Source organism: Streptomyces panacea, assembly GCF_040560175.1.
In the GTDB taxonomy this organism is placed as follows: domain Bacteria; phylum Actinomycetota; class Actinomycetes; order Streptomycetales; family Streptomycetaceae; genus Streptomyces; species Streptomyces panacea.
Genome location: NZ_JARJHW010000022.1, coordinates 46098 through 62206, shown reverse-complemented (window position 1 = coordinate 62206; position 16109 = coordinate 46098). Strand labels below are relative to the sequence as shown.

At 70.4% G+C, this 16109-nt stretch carries 13 protein-coding genes and 4 pseudogenes; 3 read left to right on the top strand and 14 right to left on the bottom strand.

Features of this window, described 5'->3' with window-relative positions:
* The coding region (locus P3L51_RS08475) for a DMT family transporter (protein ID WP_354604468.1) at nt 1-998 on the bottom strand (998 nt) is incomplete at its 3' end.
* A 73-nt stretch (nt 999-1071) separates the two neighbouring features.
* Between P3L51_RS08475 and P3L51_RS08470 the strand changes: the two genes are divergently transcribed.
* Nucleotides 1072-1995 (top strand): LysR family transcriptional regulator, encoded by a 924-nt coding sequence (locus P3L51_RS08470; protein WP_354604467.1) that lies wholly within the window; start codon nt 1072-1074, stop codon nt 1993-1995.
* Between the two features lie 26 nt (nt 1996-2021).
* On the opposite strand, the gene P3L51_RS08465 is transcribed toward P3L51_RS08470, so the two are convergent.
* The 13 genes and pseudogenes from P3L51_RS08465 to P3L51_RS08405 form a co-directional block, all read right to left on the bottom strand.
* On the bottom strand, nt 2022-2504 hold the full coding sequence (locus tag P3L51_RS08465; protein WP_354604466.1) for a Rieske (2Fe-2S) protein: 483 nt from the start codon (nt 2502-2504) through the stop codon (nt 2022-2024).
* A gap of 253 nt (nt 2505-2757) precedes the next feature.
* Nucleotides 2758-3753, bottom strand: a complete 996-nt coding sequence (locus tag P3L51_RS08460) for an endonuclease/exonuclease/phosphatase family protein (RefSeq protein WP_435594407.1) — start codon at nt 3751-3753, stop codon at nt 2758-2760.
* Between the two features lie 161 nt (nt 3754-3914).
* A pseudogene (locus tag P3L51_RS08455) lies at nt 3915-4370 on the bottom strand (polyprenyl synthetase family protein); the annotation flags it as partial.
* Nucleotides 4363-4689: a polyprenyl synthetase gene (locus tag P3L51_RS08450; protein ID WP_354604465.1), complete on the bottom strand. Its 327-nt coding sequence runs from the start codon at nt 4687-4689 to the stop codon at nt 4363-4365. The gene P3L51_RS08450 and the pseudogene P3L51_RS08455, both read right to left, overlap by 8 nt.
* Before the next feature lie 168 nt (nt 4690-4857).
* Nucleotides 4858-6195: an ABC transporter substrate-binding protein gene (locus P3L51_RS08445; protein ID WP_354604464.1), complete on the bottom strand. Its 1338-nt coding sequence runs from the start codon at nt 6193-6195 to the stop codon at nt 4858-4860.
* A 53-nt stretch (nt 6196-6248) separates the two neighbouring features.
* Nucleotides 6249-7100, bottom strand: a pseudogene (locus tag P3L51_RS08440) (DUF6807 domain-containing protein); the annotation flags it as partial.
* An 18-nt stretch (nt 7101-7118) separates the two neighbouring features.
* Nucleotides 7119-8261 (bottom strand): annotated as a pseudogene (locus tag P3L51_RS08435) (Gfo/Idh/MocA family protein); the annotation flags it as partial.
* Nucleotides 8258-9151, bottom strand: a complete 894-nt coding sequence (locus P3L51_RS08430) for a carbohydrate ABC transporter permease (RefSeq protein WP_354604471.1) — start codon at nt 9149-9151, stop codon at nt 8258-8260. The pseudogene P3L51_RS08435 and the gene P3L51_RS08430, both read right to left, overlap by 4 nt.
* Nucleotides 9152-9159: 8 nt before the next feature.
* Nucleotides 9160-10116 (bottom strand): carbohydrate ABC transporter permease, encoded by a 957-nt coding sequence (locus P3L51_RS08425; RefSeq protein ID WP_435594406.1) that lies wholly within the window; start codon nt 10114-10116, stop codon nt 9160-9162.
* Nucleotides 10117-10203: 87 nt separating this feature from the next.
* A complete protein-coding gene (gene araD, locus P3L51_RS08420; protein WP_354604462.1) occupies nt 10204-12000 on the bottom strand; it encodes an L-arabinonate dehydratase in 1797 nt (598 codons plus the stop codon).
* Entirely contained in the window at nt 11997-12944 is a 948-nt protein-coding gene (locus tag P3L51_RS08415; protein WP_354604461.1) for a dihydrodipicolinate synthase family protein, read from the bottom strand. The genes araD and P3L51_RS08415 overlap by 4 nt, the downstream gene beginning before the upstream one ends.
* Nucleotides 12941-13585 (bottom strand): GntR family transcriptional regulator, encoded by a 645-nt coding sequence (locus P3L51_RS08410; RefSeq protein ID WP_354604460.1) that lies wholly within the window; start codon nt 13583-13585, stop codon nt 12941-12943. The genes P3L51_RS08415 and P3L51_RS08410 overlap by 4 nt, the downstream gene beginning before the upstream one ends.
* A 395-nt stretch (nt 13586-13980) precedes the next feature.
* Nucleotides 13981-14412: pseudogene (locus P3L51_RS08405) on the bottom strand (class I SAM-dependent methyltransferase).
* A gap of 400 nt (nt 14413-14812) precedes the next feature.
* On the opposite strand from P3L51_RS08405, the gene P3L51_RS08400 reads away from it, so the two are divergent.
* Nucleotides 14813-15667, top strand: a complete 855-nt coding sequence (locus P3L51_RS08400) for a HipA family kinase (RefSeq protein WP_354604459.1) — start codon at nt 14813-14815, stop codon at nt 15665-15667.
* Nucleotides 15664-16047: a DUF3037 domain-containing protein gene (locus P3L51_RS08395; RefSeq protein WP_354604458.1), complete on the top strand. Its 384-nt coding sequence runs from the start codon at nt 15664-15666 to the stop codon at nt 16045-16047. The genes P3L51_RS08400 and P3L51_RS08395 overlap by 4 nt, the downstream gene beginning before the upstream one ends.
* Nucleotides 16048-16109 lie beyond the last annotated feature (62 nt).

Below are 16109 nucleotides of genomic sequence, written 5' to 3'. Positions count from 1 at the left end.
GGCTTCTGCTCCGGGCTCTGCTGCGGCTTCGGCGTCGCTTCGTACGCGCGTGCCGTGCGGGAGACGCTGCTCCTGTTCTGGGTGAGCGCGGCGCCGACGAGCACGATGACCGCGCCGACCGGAGTGTTCCAGTGCAGCGGCTCGTTGAGGACGGCCACACCGGCGGCCGTCGCGATGACGGGGACGAAGTACGTGACCATCTGACCGGTCGTCGGGCCCACTTCGGCCACGAGACCGTACTGGATCAGCAGGGCCAGGCCCGTTCCCAGGCTGCCGAGGGCGATCACGGCGAGCAGCGGCACCACCGGGAAGGACGTCGGGAGATCGGTGAACAGCGGTGTGACCACGGCCAGTTGCAGGGTCGCCATGAACAACTGGGCCCCGGTGAGCGAGAGGTGCGAGCTGCCGTTGCCCGCCAGTGTGCGGCGCACATAGACCCAGCCGACGGCGTAGCTGAGCGAGGCCAGCAGAGCCATGGCCGTACCGGTGAAGTCCAGCCCGGAGAAGCCCTGCCAGGCGCCGAGCACGGTCAGTACGCCGATGAAGCCGAGGCCCAGGCCGCCGACCCGGCGCCGGGTGGGGCGGTCCTCGGACAGCGCCACGAGCGAGAGCAGCATGCCCCACAGCGGAGAGGTGGCGTTGCAGATGCCCGCGAGCGTCGACGGGATGGTCAGCTCGGCGTAGGAGAAGAGCGAGAACGGCACGGCGTTGAGGATGAACGCCGCCACCGTGAGATGGCCCCAGGTGCGCAGGCCCCGGGGCAGCCGCTCGCGCCGTACCGCTATCGCGACGGCCAGGACCGCCGTACCGAAGAACAGCCGGCCGAAGGTCACCTGGAACGGCGCGTAGCTCTGGGTGCCGACCTTGATGAGCAGGAAGCTGAAGCCCCAGATCAGCGAGAGCACGCCGAACCGGATGCGCCAGTCGATCGGGGGGCGGCGGGACGGGGTGGCCGAGGATCCGGTGCGCCCGGTGCGGGGCGGGGTCGCTGTGCTCATAGTGCAACGATGAGGGTCGCGACCTCTTAGGACAAGCGAGAATATCTCGACCCGTTCGCGTAGCATCGCTTACATGTTGAATCTGGAGAGGCTGCGGATCCTGGACGCGCTCGCCCGGCACGGCTCGGTGAGCGGCGCCGCCGACGGGCTCCATGTGACCACGTCGGCCGTCTCGCAGCAGATGGCCAAGCTGGAGCGGGAGGTCGGCCAGCAGTTGCTCACCAAGCACGGGCGCGGTGTCCGGCTCACCGACGCGGGACGGCTGCTCGCCGACCACGCCGCACGGATCATCTCCCAGGTGGAGCTCGCGCAGTCGGACATCGAGGCGCGGCGTGGACAGGCGGTCGGCGAGGTGCGGCTCTCCGCGTTCCCCACGGCGGCCCGCGGTCTGTTCCCCGTCGCGCTCGCCTCACTGCGCAAGGCGCACCCCGATCTGCGGGTGCGCTCACTGGAGTTGGAGCCGGACAGCGCCATCCGACAGGTCCTGCGGGGCGATCTCGATCTCGCCGTCGTACTCGACTGGAACAACAAACGGCTGCCGGTGCCCGGTGGGCTCGCGACCGCGTCGCTGCTGGAGGACGCCGCCGATGTGGCGATGCCGGCCGATCACCCGCTGGCGGGCCGCCGGGACGTCGATCTGGAGGAGTTCGCCCACGACTCGTGGGTGTCCTGGCCCACGGGCGAGTTCTGCCACGAGTGGCTGGTGTTCACGCTGCGTTCGAAGGGGATCGAGCCGCGGATCGAGCACATGGCCGGCGAGCAGCACACCCAACTGGAGCTGGTCGGCGGCGGATTGGGGGTCTGCGTCGCGCCGCGGCTGGGACGTGGCCAACTGCCCGCGAGCGTTGTGGTGGTGCCCGTACGGCAGAAGATGTTCCGGCAGGTGTACGCGGTGTGGCGCGCGGACGCCGACCGCCGCCCGTCGATCAGGGCGGCGGTCGAGGCGCTTGAGGAAGCGGCGTCGGTGGTGAAGTCCGCCGCGTCGGCGCGGGGCTGACGGTCCGCCAGACGCCTGACCAACCGTCAGGCGAGTGAGATCGAGTCCCCCTCGACGGTGATCGCCGTGGCGCCCAGTGGCTTGTTGGCCGGGCCCTTCTTCACGCTGCCGTCCGTCGCGTCGAACTGGCTGCCGTGGCAGGGGCAGGTGATGGTGCCGTTGGAGATGTCCCCCACCGTGCATCCGGAGTGGGTGCACACCGAGGAGAAAGCCTTGAACTCCCCGGCCGTCGGCTGGGTGATCACGACGCCCTTGTCCTCGAAGACCTTGCCGCCGCCCTCCGGGATGTCGGTGGTCTTGGCGAGCGCCTCGCCCTGTCCACCGGACCCGCCGTCGCCGTTCGCTCCGTCGTCGCCCGCCGGCTTCTCGGCGGAGGAGTCCGCCGAGTCGTCCGAGCCGCAGGCGACGAGTGCCGCGCCGAGCCCGACGGCGCCCGCCGCCGCGACGACCGTACGGCGTGCCACCGTCCGGCCGGAGGCCGTCGGCGCGGTGCCCTGCGTTCCCGTCATGTCTGCTCCCTGTCCGTGCCCGGCTCCGGCGGCCGGTTCCTCAGGGGTACGCACCGCTGGGACGCGGTGTTCAAACCCTGGAAGACTCTCTCAAAGTTTCAAGGACTCTCCGAGGGCATCGGGCTGCGGGAGAGCCGGATTCCCGGGTGTTCAGCCGGCGTCGTACTCCGCGCCGCCGCCGCCGCCGACTCCGACAACGCGGCGAGGTGCCGTACCAGCCGCCGCGGGCCAGGCGGGACTTTGAAGACACGGCCTAGGGTTCCGTACCCAGACCCGTGATCCCGGCGGCGACCGGGAGGTGGTCGCTGCCGGTCGCGGGCAGGGTGCGGATGTGGGCGACGGTCGCCGAGCGGGCCATCACCTGGTCGATACGGGCCAGCGGGAAGGCGGTGGGGAAGCTGAGTGCGAAGCCCCGTTCCGCCACATTCAGCCGGGAGGTCAGCGGCGCCAGACCGCGGTCGTCCACCGTGCCGTTGAGGTCGCCCAGCAGGATCACCGTGTCCGTCCGCTCCGCGGCCACGGCCCCGCCCAGCAGGGCGGCGCTCTCGTCGCGCGAGGACGACGCGAGGCCGCTCGCCCCGAAGCGGATCGAGGGCAGGTGCGCGACGTACGCCGCGATCTCGCCGTGCGGCGTGTCGACCACCGTCCGCAGCCCGCGACTCCACCCCTCCGCGATCCCCCGGGGCCTGATGTCCAACAGCCGGGTGCCGGTGAGCGGATGCTTCGACCAGAGCCCGACGGTGCCCCGGACCGCGTGGTACGGGTAGTCGGGGGCGAGGGTCCGCTCGTAGACCGCCAGCGCCGGGGGCACCAGCTCCTCCAGCGCGATGAGATCGGGCTCGGCGTCCGCCAGGGTACGGGCCGTGCCCGCCGGGTCGGTGTTCTCGTCGCTGACGTTGTGCTGCACGACGACCAGGTCGTACGTGTCGGCCCGCGCACCGGGCAGGAACAGCCCGCCGAAGAGGTACGTCCATGCCGCCACCGGCAGCAGCAGGGCGACCAGCGCGACGGCCGAACGGCGCAGCAGTGCCAGAGCGAACAGCGCCACGACCACCAGGCCGAGCCACGGCAGGAACGCCTCCAGCGAACTGCCCGGCCGGCCGGGGAAGTTCGGCACGGCCCGGTGGAACGCCAGCAGCGCGGCGGTCAGTACCGCGAGCGCGGCGAGCACCCGTCCGCGCCTGCGGGCCCACCAGGCGGGCCGGTCCCGCGCGTCCGCCTTCGTGTCCTCACGCACCTGCTCCACCATGGTTTCCCATTCGCTCGACGTGTTCATCAAGACGAAGGACCAGGCGGATCAGTTGCCGTTCATCCGGAGACGACTGGGGCCGGGGGCGTCCAGCGGCGAGTGTGCGGGACGGTGGAGGAGAGGCCGTAGTCCTTCTTGAGCTGTTCCGGGATGGCGTAGTGATAGGCCGCGGGCAGACCACACCCGGCGAACATCTGGCCGGCCCACGCCATCAGCAGGTCTCCGGCCGGCATCGCCATCGACCGCGCCCGCGCCTTGGGACGCGAACCGTCCCGGAACGCGTCGCGCAGAGCCACATGGACGGTCGGCAGGCCGTGCCGCAGAGCGCTGTCGTCGATGATGTCGTCGTGGACCACCGCGGCGGCGTGGACGAGCTCCATGCTCGCCGCCGCCCGGACCATCGCGTCGCTGTCCGGCTGCCCCGCCGCCCGCCAGCCCCAGTAGCAGAACGCCGAGCGCAGCCGTTTCCCGCGAGCGGTCACGGCCGTCAGAACGTCGACGAGGGGCGCCAGTTCGTCGTCCAGCGCGAGCAGCGCCTCGGCCTCCGTCCGTACGAACCGTTCCAGCTCCCGGTCGACGCGGGACTTCAACGCCGTCTGTTCGCAGGGCTCAGCCACCGGTGCCACCGGCAGCGGAGTCCGCGGCGGCCCGGCGCTGTGCGTGGCGCGCGAGCACCTCCATGTGCGCCTCGCCCCCGGCGCCGAGGAGGCCGGCGCCCAGGCTGTCGGTGCCGAGGCGGTCGAGGGCCAGCCGGCCGCGAGCCTGGAGGTCCCGGCCGCCCTGCGCCGCCAGGGCGCCGACGTCCGAACGGCCCAGCAGACCCCGCGCCGCCTTCAGCGCCGACCCGCACGTGCTCAGCGCCAGATCCGCCAGTCCGGCCAGCAGGAGAACCGGACGGCCTCCGGTAAGTCCACGGTCCCCACCCCTCTGCCTCACGGCCGGGCATCCTCATGCCCGGCCCTGACAGCAGAGTGCCTGGTGGACGGCGCTCCCGCCCGCCGGATACCCCATCAAGTGATCACTCGTTCGCGCGTACGGGCGGTCGGGGTGGGGAACCGGTCGGGTGGCCCGGGTGGTGACTCCGGTGGTGGCGGCGCCCCGGGGTCACTTCTTCATCTGCTCGTTCCACTCCGCCTGGGCGGCGTTGAGTTCCTCGGCGACCTTGTCCGCGAACTCCTTGGCGGACATGTCACCGAGCAGCACCTTCTGGAAGTTCGGCTCGTTGCCGGACTTGCTGATCGTGTTCCAGTCGGGCAGGTAGTAGGGCAGGTTGACGATCTTCGTCGAGCCGTCGCTGAGCGCCTTCATCGCCGCAGCCGTCGGCTCCGCCTTCTGGATCCAGGCGTCGGCTGCCGCGTCGGTGTTCGCCGGTATGGAGCCCGCCGACTCGTTCCACGCGCTGTTGGACTTGTGGGAGGCGGCGAACTCGATGAACTTCCAGGCCGCCGCCTTGTTCTCGCTGTTCTTGAAGAGACCGAGCCCGTCCACCGGGTTGGAGACCTGGACCCGTTCGCCGTTCTCCCGCGCCGGATAGGGCAAGCCCTTGAACTTCTCCTCGCCCAGCGACTTCACATGGTCCTGGTACGAGGCGAGGTTGTGCATCAGCATGCCGATGCTGCCGTTGTCGTACTGGGCGACCATCTTGATGAAGTCGTTGTTGACGTCGGCGGACGGCGTCACCTTCTTGTAGAGGCCGACGTACTTCTCCAGCGCCGCGACGTTCTTCGGGTCGTTGACCGTCGTGGTGTCGCCCTTCCAGAAGGACGTGATGCCGGACTGCCCGTACATGGCGTCCAGCGCCGGGGCGATCGACCCCGCGCCGCCGCGGATCGTGTAACCGAACCTGTCCGTCCCGGGCTTGGTGAGTTTCTCGGCGGCCTCGTAGAACGCCGGCCAGGTGGCGGGCGGCTCAAGACCCGCCTGTGCGAACAGATCCGTCCGGTACCACAGCGTGCCGTTGTTGGTGGAGCTCGGCACCGAGTACATCGCGTCGCCGCGACCGCCCGCCGCCTTGACGCTGTCCACCATCGACGGGACCAGCTTGCCCTTGAGCGGGCCGGCGTCGATACGGTCGCCGACCGGCTCCAGGACCTCACGGACCACGAGGTTGGAGAGGTAGGCGGTGCCGACGCCGCCCACGTCCGGCAGCCCGCCGCCGTCGATCGCCGTGTCGTACTTCTGCTGGACCTGGTCGATGGGGAGCCCGACGTACTTGACCTTGATGTCCTTGTTCTGCTTCTCGAAGTCCTTGATGATCTGCGCCCAGATGTCCCGGCGCTCGCCCGTGTTGTTGTCCCAGAGGGTGATCTCCCCCTTGCCGGAACCTTCGCTTCCGTTTCCGCCGCTGCCGTCGTCGCCACACGCGGTGGCCGCCAGGGCGAGTACCGTCGTCAGGGAGACGGCCGCGGCCGTCCGCCCTCTGTTCGCCTTCGGGACTGTCATGATCGGCTCTTCTCTCTGAGGGTCTTTCCGAGGGGTGATTCCGGCAGTGCGTGTCAGCCGGTGATACGAACGTCGGGAAAGTCGTGGGTGGCCGCCTTGCGGACGAGGGCAGCCGCGGCCCGGCGGTCGAGCCGGCCGTCCGCGACGACCGTGAGGATCCGCCGCGAGACGCCGGCCCCCGCCGCCAGCGGCAGCCGTCGCTCCCAGGCCAGCGAGGAGCCGACGCCCGGGTACTGGCCGGTGCGTACGAACCACGGGTCCCGCCGTGTCCGCTCGTCCGCCCCGGCGAAGACGAGCGTCCAGTCCCGGCCCGCCAGCGCCAGCCACTCCGCGGTCGTCCCGTGCACCGCGTCCTCGCCGCTCGCGGTCCCGGTGAACACCTCGGGCCGGGGGGCCGCCGCGTCCTCCTTGGGAGCGCGCCAGAAGAACCCGCCGTATCCCGCCCCCGGCCGCCCGTTGGTGGCCGGGCTCCCGATCGACAGGTCCTCGCCCGACACGTTGGTCAGCGTTGACGTGAAGTGCAGGACCCAGGCGTCGGCGGAGAGCGCGAGCGTGCCGAACGCGCGCCGCTCCTTGAGCAGTTCGCGTCCCTCCCGCGTCCAGGACAGCTCCTGCGCGCAGCCGTCCGGCTCCCGCCGCAGCCACCCCGTGTGCTCCTGCGCGCCGTGGTTGTCGAGCGCCACCGGGCCCTGGTCGCGCACGTAGGTGCGACCGCCCCAGAAGTTGACGCCCGCCACGTCCGGGACGGCGACGGAGACCCCGAGGTGGTGCGCGTGGTCGGCGGGCCGCAGTTCGGTGACGACCCGGCCGCCGAAGGTCCGTACGGGGTGCAGATACGGGCGCGGGGACAGCGTCGCGGGCAGCCGCGGCCGGTGCGCGTAGTCGGCCACGGCGCGACCGTCGCAGCGCAGCACCGTCGTGTCCGGCTGCACGGCCCCGCTCGTGGCCCAGCCGGCGCCCAGTTCCGAGAACGTGGCCAGCGTCTCGGCGCTCTCCGCGACCAGCGCGTCGACGCCCTTGACGATCCGGCGCGGCCCCGTTTCACCGGGCGCGTCGTACCAGGCGCCGGGGGGCAGCGGCGCGGGCAGCGGCGCCGTCCTGACGGCCTCCAGGATCCGCATGAAGGCGCCGGTGCGGTGCGGCGGTACGAGAAGGTCCGCGCCCTCGCGCAGATGCGCGACCAGATTCTCCAGCAGGTCCGTGCGCCCGTACACCGTCTCGGCCGGCTCCCGGCCCTCGGCCTCCACCCGCACCCTGTCCTGCTTGTACCAGAAGGTGATACGGCCCCGGGTGCCGTGGATCACGACGTACGGCTCCGAATTCCGCTCCGCGCACAGCGTGACGGCGACCGTGATCCGGGTGGCTCCGGCTGTCGTCAGCCGCAGACAGCTCGTGTCGTCGGCCTCGATGTCATTGGCCCGGAACTGCTCCAGCTCGATCGAGGACAGGGACTCGGCCAGATCGCTGCCGTCGACGCGCAGGGCTGTCGCGACCGCGTGCGCCAGCGGATTGGTGAGCACCCCGTCCACGACGTCCCGGCCGTCCAGCGCGCGTCGACCGGCCCAGGGGACGCGGCGGTAGTAGGCGTGGTCGCGCACCCATGCCCCGGCGGCGCCGATCCCACGGAGCTGTCCGATCGCGCCGCCCCGTACCAACTCCCTTATCGCGTCCAGGGCATGGGACCCCAGCGACTGGAACCCGATCTGGCAGGCCGTGCCCCGCTCCGCCAGCCCGGTGAGCAGCCGCTCGTACTCCGCGTACGAGGCGGTGGTCGGTTTCTCCAGCAGGGTGGGCACCCCGTGGGCGGCGGCGGTGAGCGCGAGATCGGTGTGCGTGTGGATGGGGGTGCAGATGACGGCCGCCCCCGCCCCCGTGCGGTCCAGCAGCTCCCCGAGATCGGCCGACTGCTCGGGGGCGTCGAAACCGGCCAGCTCCCCGGGGGAGAGCGGGGTCAGCTCGCAGACGCCCACGAGCCGTACCAGGCCCGCCTGTTCGAGCCGGTGGATGTTGCGCAGATGCGTGCGGCCGTGGCCACGTGCCCCGGCGAGCACCACGGGGAGGCTCATCCCTTCACCGCCCCCGCGCTGAAGCCGGTGATCAGCCACTTCTGTATGAAGGCGAAGACGATGACGACCGGTACCGCGGAGATCACACCGCCCGCCGCCAGCGCGCCGAAGTCGACGCTGTCCGCCCCGATCAGGGTGGAGAGCCCGACCGGGATCGTCTGCTTGTCCTGGTCCATCAGGAACATCAGGGCGAAGAGGAAGTGGTTCCAGCTGTGGACGAAGGCGAAGGAGCCGACGGCGATCAGACCGGGCCGCAGCATCGGCAGTACGACGATGCGAAAGGCCTGGAGCCGTGAACAGCCGTCGACCCAGGCCGCCTCCTCCAGGGAGTACGGCACGTTCTTGATGAAGCCGCTGATCAGGATGATGGAGAGCGGCAGTTGGAAGACGGTCTCCGCGATGACCACGCTCAGCGGGGAGTTGATGAGCGAGAGGTTCTTGAAGATCTGGAAGAGCGGCACCAGCATCAGCGCGCCGGGGATGAACTGCGAGCACAGGAGCGCCAGCATGAAGCCCTGCTTGATACGGAAGTTGAAGCGCGCCAGGGCGTAGCCGCCGGCCAGCGCGACCCCCGTCGTGCAGATCAGGGTGAACACGCCGATCAGCGCGCTGTTCTGGAAGAAGACGGAGAAGCTGCGGTCGTTCCAGACCTTCTCGAAGTGGTCGAAGGTCATCGGCCACGGAACCAGCGACGTGGAGCCGGCGGGCCGCAGCGAGAACAGCACCATCCAGTAGAAGGGGACAAGGGTGAAGAGGAGATACAGCCCGAGCGGCACATAGATCTGCCACCGGGGTGTCTCGTCGAAGGCGCGCTCGCGCCGCTTCCTCCTTACCGAGGGTGGCTTACGGCTGCCGCCCGCGGGCACCGGGGGAGTGCCCTTCTCGGTCATGACCGCGGTCACTTGTGATCGCCTCCGAACTTGCTCAGGCGCAGATAGAGAATCGAGCAGAAGAGGAGGATCCCGAAGGCGACGGTCGTCAGCGCGGTCGCGTAGCCGAAGTCGTGCGCCTCGAACCCGGTGACCGCGACGTACAGCGGCAGCGTGGTGGTGACGCCCGCCGGACCGCCCTTGGTGAGGGTGAGCAGCAGGTCGACGTTGTTGAACTCCCACACGGCACGCAGCAGCGTGGAGAGGACGATCGCGTCCCGCAGATGGGGCAGCGTGATGTGGAAGAACTGCCGGAACCTGTTCGCCCCGTCGACCGACGCCGCCTCGTACAGGTCCCCGGGGATGGACTGGAGATCGGCGAGGATGAGGATCGCGAAGAACGGCACCCCGCGCCAGAGTTCGGCCAGTACGGCGGCCCAGAAGACCGTGCCGGTGTCGGAGAGCACGGACGAGCCGTAGGTGCCGATGCCCGCGTCGGCGAGATAACGGCCCACGCCCGTCGAGGGGTTGTAGAGCAGCAGCCAGATGGTGGTCGTGAGGACGCCGGAGACGGCCCAGGGCGAGAAGACCAGCGCGCGGGCCGCGGCCCGGCCCACGAACGTCTGGTTGACGAGGAGCGCGAGGATCAGGCCGAGGGCGAGCTGGAGCGTGACCTCGGTGAAGACCCACTTGGCGGAGAAGACGAGGCTGTCCCAGAACAGCGGGTCGTCGGTGAGGATCCGCTTGAAGTTGTCGAGGCCCGCGAAGCCGTTGCGCCAGGGCTTGGTGGGGTTGTAGTTCCGCAGGCTGTAGTAGAAGACGCTGAGCATCGGATAGGCGATGAAGCCCACCATCAGCAGTACGGCCGGGGCGATCAGCAGATACGGGAGGCGGCGTGGTGAGATGCCCGTGCCTCTGGTGCGGGTCGTACGGGATCCCGGCTTCTTCGGCGCCCCGGGCGGGGCGCCTGACGAGTCCTGCGCCACAGCTGAGGCCATGACCGGTTCTCCGTTCCTTCGGTGAGGTCCTGCGGTGAGGTCCTTCGGTGGAAGAGGGCGTGCGTTCCCGCCGGTTCAGCCGACGTACGGATCGGGTACGTCTCCGGGCCGGGCCAGGAAGGCGAAGTCGCAGCCGGTGTCGGCCTGGGTGATCTGGTCCTGGTACAGGGCGCCGTAGCCGCGCTGGTAACGGGCGGGCGGTGGCTCCCAGTCGGCCCGGCGGCTCGTCAACTCCTCGTCGCTCACATGGAGATGGAGGCTGCGGGCCTCGACGTCGAGGGTGATGAGGTCACCGGTGCGGACGAGGGCGAGGGGCCCGCCGACGTACGACTCGGGCGCGATGTGCAGCACGCACGCGCCGTAACTGGTACCGCTCATACGGGCGTCGGAGAGCCGGACCATGTCCCGCACGCCCTGCTTGAGCAGGTAGTCGGGGAGCGGGAGCATGCCGTACTCGGGCATGCCGGGGCCGCCCTTGGGGCCGGCGTTGCGCAGGACCAGCACATGGTCGGGGGTGAGGGCGAGCGCCGGGTCGTTGATGGTGCTCTGGAGCTGCCGGTAGTCGTCGAAGACGACGGCGGGTCCGGTGTGGCGCAGCAGGTGGGATTCGGCGGCGATGTGCTTGATGACGGCGCCGTCCGGGCACAGGTTGCCGCGCAGCACGGCGACGCCGCCCTCGTCGGCGAGGGGGTTGTCGCGCGGTCGGATGACGTCGTCGTTGTGGACGCGGGCGCCGCGGAGCTGTTCGCGCAGGGTGTCGTGCGCGACGGTGGGGCGGTCCAGATGCAGTACGTCGGTCAGCCGGGACAGGAAGCCGGGCAGTCCGCCGGCGAAGTGGAAGTCCTCCATCAGGAACGCGCCGCCGGGCCGGAGGTTGGCCAGTACGGGCACGGTCCGGGCGACACGGTCGAAGTCGTCGAGGGTGAGGGTGATGCCGGAGCGGCCGGCCATCGCGATGAGGTGGATGACGGCGTTGGTGGAGCCGCCGAGCGCGAGGACGGTGGCGACGGCGTCCTCGTACGCGTCGGCGGTGAGGATCTTCGAGAGCGTGAGACCACTCCATACGAGCTCCACGACGCGCCGTCCGGACTCGGCCGCCATCCGTTCGTGTCCGGATTCGACGGCCGGTATCGAGGAGGCTCCGGGGACCGTGACGCCCAGTGCCTCGGCGGCTGCCGTCAGGGTCGACGCGGTGCCCATGGTCATGCAGTGGCCGGGGGAGCGGGCCAGGCCGTTCTCCAGTTCGGCCAGCTCGCAGTCGCCGATGAGCCCGGCGCGCTTGTCGTCCCAGTACTTCCACATGTCGGTGCCGGAGCCGAGGACCTTGTCGCGCCAGTGCCCGGGGAGCATCGGCCCGGCCGGCACGAAGACGGTGGGCAGGTCCACGGACGCGGCGCCCATCAGCAGAGCCGGTGTCGTCTTGTCGCAACCGCCCATCAGGACGGCGCCGTCGACGGGGTAGGAGCGGAGCAGCTCCTCGGTCTCCATCGCGAGCATGTTGCGGTAGAGCATCGGGGTCGGCTTCTGGAACGTCTCGGAGAGCGTCGACACCGGGAACTCCAGCGGGAATCCGCCCGCCTGCCAGACGCCGCGCTTGACGGCCTGGGCGCGTTCGCGCAGGTGGACGTGGCAGGGGTTGATGTCGGACCAGGTGTTGAGGATCGCGATGACCGGCTTGCCGAGGTGTTCCTCGGGGAGGTAGCCGAGCTGGCGGGTGCGGGCCCGGTGGCTGAAGGAGCGGAGCCCGTCCGTGCCGTACCACTGGTGGCTGCGCAGATCCTCGGGGGCGCGCCGCCCGTCGGTGCTCGGCGCGTCGGGTGGGGTGGGCCTGTCGGACGTGCCGGGTCCGGCGGGCTTGCCGGGTCCGGTCATGTCGGCCACCCCGCGATCAGGGCGGCGACCTCGGCACGGGCCGGCTCGGGCAGTACGCGGCTCGGCGGGCGTACGTCGCGCCGGCAGAGGCCCAGCGCGGCGAGCGCTTCCTTGACGACGGTCACGTTGTCGGCGGACTGCCGTGCCGCGCGCAGATCCTCGAAGGGCCGGATCCGCTCGAAGACCTTCATGGCGGTGTCGTAGTCCCCGGCACGAAGCGCCTCCAGCATGCCCAGCGAGACGGCCGGGGCGACATTGACGAGCCCCGAGGTGAAGCCCGTGGCGCCGCCCGCGAAGTACGAGGGGGCGTACAACTCGGCGAGTCCCGCCACCCAGACGAACCGTTCCAGACCCGCGTCGCGCGCGAAGGCCGCGAAGCGCGCGGCGTCCGGCACGGCGTACTTCGCGCCGATGACGTTGGGGCACAGCCGTCCCAGCTCCGCGAGGGACTCGCCGCGCAGTCGCGGATCACGGATGTACGGGACGACGCCCAGCTCCGGCACCGCCTCGGCGATGGAGCGGTGGTAGTCGATCCAGCCGTCCTGCGAGACGTACGGATGCACCGGCTGGTGCACCATCACCATCGCGGCCCCGGCCCGCCGGGCGTGCTCGGCGGCGGCCACGGCGGTCGGCACCTCAAGGCCGATGCCGACCACGATCGTCGCCTGCCCGGCCGCCTCCTCGATGGTCAGTTCGGTGACCGTACGGCGCTCGTCGGGGCTGAGGGCGTAGTACTCACCGGTGTTGCCGTTCGGCGTGAGCGTGCGCACCCCGCCGTCGATCAGCCGGCGCAGCAGGGCCCGGTGCGCCTTGGTGTCGATGGTGTCGTCGTCGGCGAACGGCGTGACGGGGATCGCCACGACATCGGCGAGCGCTTCCCGCGACGCGTCGAGACCGGGGCCGGTCGTACGGCCGGTCGTAGGGTTGGTCGTCCGGCTGGTCATAGGTGATCTCCCTCGGGGAACGCCCGCCGTACGAAGGAGGCGATGTGATCGTGCAGGGCGAGTGCGGCGCCGGCGGCGTCACCGGCCAGCGCGAGGCGCAGGATCTCCCGGTGCTCGTCGGCCTCCCGCGTCCAGGACGGGTCGGCGGCCCAGGCGACGGTCGAGACGAGAGCGGCCTGGTCGCGTACCTCGTCGAGCATCCGGGTCAGCATCGGATTGCCGCAGGAGAGGTACAGCTCCCGGTGGAACGCCCGGTTGGCGAGGGACCGTTCGGCCTGGTCCACGGCCTCGTCGGCCCTGAGCAGGGCGTCGCGGGCGGCGTCCAGCGAGGCGTGCCGGGCCAGCGAGCGCCGTAGCGCCTCCGGCTCCAGCAACAGCCTTACGTCGTAGACCTCGTGGGCCATGGCCGCGTCGACGGTGCGCACGGTGACGCCCTTGAACTGGCTCATCACGACGAGGCCGGTACCGGCCAGCGTCTTGAGTGCTTCTCGGACCGGAGTTTTCGACACCCCGAACCGCGCGGCCAGTTCGGTCTCGACCAGGGCCTGACCGGGGCTGAGACCACCGGTCAGGATGCCGTGTTTGATCGCTTCCAGAACGAACTGGGTGCGGGAGGGAATCGGACTCGGAGCGAAGGCCATGGGCGCTCTCACATCTCGCGTATCGCGTCTCATATATGACGTACGAAGTACGACGCGATGAAGCTAGGACCGCGCACATGTTTCGTCAATGCTTCGCGCAGAAGTTCTTCGGCGAGGGGTCGGTCTGTCCGAGGGGGCCCGCCGGTACGGGTGTCGGTCACGGAGTGTTCCGCCCCTCGTGTCCGGAGGTGGCGGTTTATGCCGAAGTGGTGCGTTTTGGTCGGGACTGCCTGACGCGTCATATGCCGTTCGGTTACAGCCGGTTGACGCTGGTGCTGGTTGGGGCGGGCCCGGGGGTCCCGGGCAGTTCGGACGAGGATGTCCAACCGCTGCACCTCGTCGCCGCGCGACGGGACGCCTCCACGACGGCCCGGCTCATCGCTCCGGACCTCACCTCAGGCGGACCAGGGTGATGCCGCCGGCCACCGGGAGGAGGGGGACGTCGACCCGCTGGTCGTCCCGGAGCCCGCCCGGTCGCACGAGTCGCAGAGCCGGCTCGTAATGCCGCGGGGATGATTCGCCTTGTCGGCATCGATGAAGATGAGACCGAAATTGCTCGAACAACCGCCGGCGAGCATTTCTTCAAGAATTTCGGTCGCCATACCGATACGAACGTCGATTCGCCCGGAAACGTCGGCCCGCCGCCAATACTAGGCACCGATCTCGGGCCACCGCCCAGTCATGTCGCGGGTGACCGGTTTCCCATGCGGCGCAGGCGCGCGAGCCATGCGCAGGGTGCTGTGGCCGGTGAAGGTGCCGATCGCCGGCACGTCCCTCACTCCGGTCGCCGCCACCGGGAACGCGAGGAACTGCCCCTCCTCGGCCATGACCTGCGTCGTTTCCCCGCCGGGCAGCTCCGCCGGGCAGCTCCGCCGGGCAGCTCCGCCGTCGGCCGGCGCGGATCGCGCGGGATCTCATCTTCCCTGAGTGGGAACTCCCTTACGTACGCGAGAAGTTCCGTTCCGGCGGCAATCCGATTCGTCGTGTCGAAAAGGGTGGGTGAGCTTCCATCGGGATTCAATGACGCGTTGTCGCACGGGAGTGCGGCTCGCTCACTTCACGGCGAATGGGGCCCGGGAGAGGCCGTGGTGACGATTGGCGCGGGTGGCCGGGACGCCGCACGTCTGGCTGTCACGCCCGGTTACTATGTTCACTTCATGCCGGAGGCCGCGAGCAGGTGGGGGTCGGCCGTGAAGTGCGAGGCGACGAGTTGGGTGGCCCGGGAGAATGCTGAGTGAGGTCATCGCGACCCGCTATGTCACGCCCCTGCGTGAGGGCGGGTCGCTGCCGGGGATCGTCGAGGCCGACGATCTCGGTACGTATGTCATGAAATTCACCGGTGCGGGACAGGGCCGCAAGACGCTCGTCGCCGAGGTCATCTGCGGGCAGTTGGGGCGGCGGCTCGGGCTGCGGGTGCCGGAGCTGGTCACCATGCAGCTCGATCCCGTGATCGGACTCGGGGAGCCCGACCAGGAGGTGCAGGAGCTGTTGAAGGCGAGCGGCGGGCTGAACCTCGGAATGGACTTCCTGCCCGGATCGCTGGGCTTCGATCCGCTCGCCTACGAGGTGGGCCCGGCCGAGGCCGGCCGCATCGTGTGGTTCGACGCGCTCATCAACAACGTCGACCGGTCCTGGCGCAACCCCAACATGCTTGTCTGGCACGGGGACACGTGGCTCATCGACCACGGCGCCACCATGATCTGGCACCACAACTGGCCGGGGGCCCGGGCCTCCGCCGCGAAGCCGTACGACGCTTCCGACCACGTCCTCGCGCCGTTCCGGCCCGACATCACCTCAGCCGCGGCGGAGCTCGCGCCGCTGGTCACTGAGGAGCTGCTGACCGAGGTCGCCGCCGACGTGCCGGACGAATGGCTCGTGGACGAGCCGGGGTTCGACTCCACCGACGCGGTGCGGCGCGCCTATGTGGCGGCGCTGCTGCCGCGCGCGGCCACCATCCACGAACGCCTCACGCTCGACGCGCCGACCGGGACGCGCCCCTCGCAGGCACCCGGTTGGCTGACCGAACACGTCACGCCCTGGCCGCATCCCACGAAGAAGAACAGCGGAGGCGAGGGCCGATGAACGGACGCGATGTGTTCGAGTACGCGCCGCTGCGCGTGGTGCCGAGGGTCGAGCGCGGGGAGTTCATCAACGCGGGCGTGCTCGTCTACTGCCGCGCCAAGTCGTTCGTGGCCGCCCGTACGCACCTGGACGAGACCCGGCTCGCGGCGCTGGCGCCGGACGCCGATGTGGCGGGGGTGCGGGCCGCGCTGCGTGCCGTCGAGGGCGTCTGCGCGGGCGGGGATCCGGCGGGGCAGGCGGCGCGGGACGACGCGGGGAGACGGTTTCGCTGGCTGATCGCGCCCCGCTCGACGGTCGTCCAGCCGGGACCCGTACACACGGGGCTGACGCTCGACCCGGCGGCGGAGGTCGAGCGGCTGCTCGACCTGCTGGTGCGCTAGGGCCTGCGGAAAGACCCGCTCGGCGCGGGCGTTCGCGGTGTGACATACGTTCGGCGCCCCCG

What these genes read in the sequence shown, in the direction of transcription:
- P3L51_RS08400 (WP_354604459.1), top strand. Translation starts at nt 14,813, where the DNA reads ATGCTGAGTGAGGTCATCGCGACCCGCTATGTCACGCCCCTGCGTGAG.
- P3L51_RS08460 (WP_435594407.1), bottom strand. Translation starts at nt 3,753, where the DNA reads ATGGTGGAGCAGGTGCGTGAGGACACGAAGGCGGACGCGCGGGACCGG.
- P3L51_RS08410 (WP_354604460.1), bottom strand. Translation starts at nt 13,585, where the DNA reads ATGGCCTTCGCTCCGAGTCCGATTCCCTCCCGCACCCAGTTCGTTCTG.
- P3L51_RS08445 (WP_354604464.1), bottom strand. Translation starts at nt 6,195, where the DNA reads ATGACAGTCCCGAAGGCGAACAGAGGGCGGACGGCCGCGGCCGTCTCC.
- araD (WP_354604462.1), bottom strand. Translation starts at nt 12,000, where the DNA reads ATGACCGGACCCGGCAAGCCCGCCGGACCCGGCACGTCCGACAGGCCC.
- P3L51_RS08430 (WP_354604471.1), bottom strand. Translation starts at nt 9,151, where the DNA reads ATGACCGAGAAGGGCACTCCCCCGGTGCCCGCGGGCGGCAGCCGTAAG.
- P3L51_RS08465 (WP_354604466.1), bottom strand. Translation starts at nt 2,504, where the DNA reads ATGACGGGAACGCAGGGCACCGCGCCGACGGCCTCCGGCCGGACGGTG.
- P3L51_RS08415 (WP_354604461.1), bottom strand. Translation starts at nt 12,944, where the DNA reads ATGACCAGCCGGACGACCAACCCTACGACCGGCCGTACGACCGGCCCC.
- P3L51_RS08470 (WP_354604467.1), top strand. Translation starts at nt 1,072, where the DNA reads ATGTTGAATCTGGAGAGGCTGCGGATCCTGGACGCGCTCGCCCGGCAC.
- P3L51_RS08395 (WP_354604458.1), top strand. Translation starts at nt 15,664, where the DNA reads ATGAACGGACGCGATGTGTTCGAGTACGCGCCGCTGCGCGTGGTGCCG.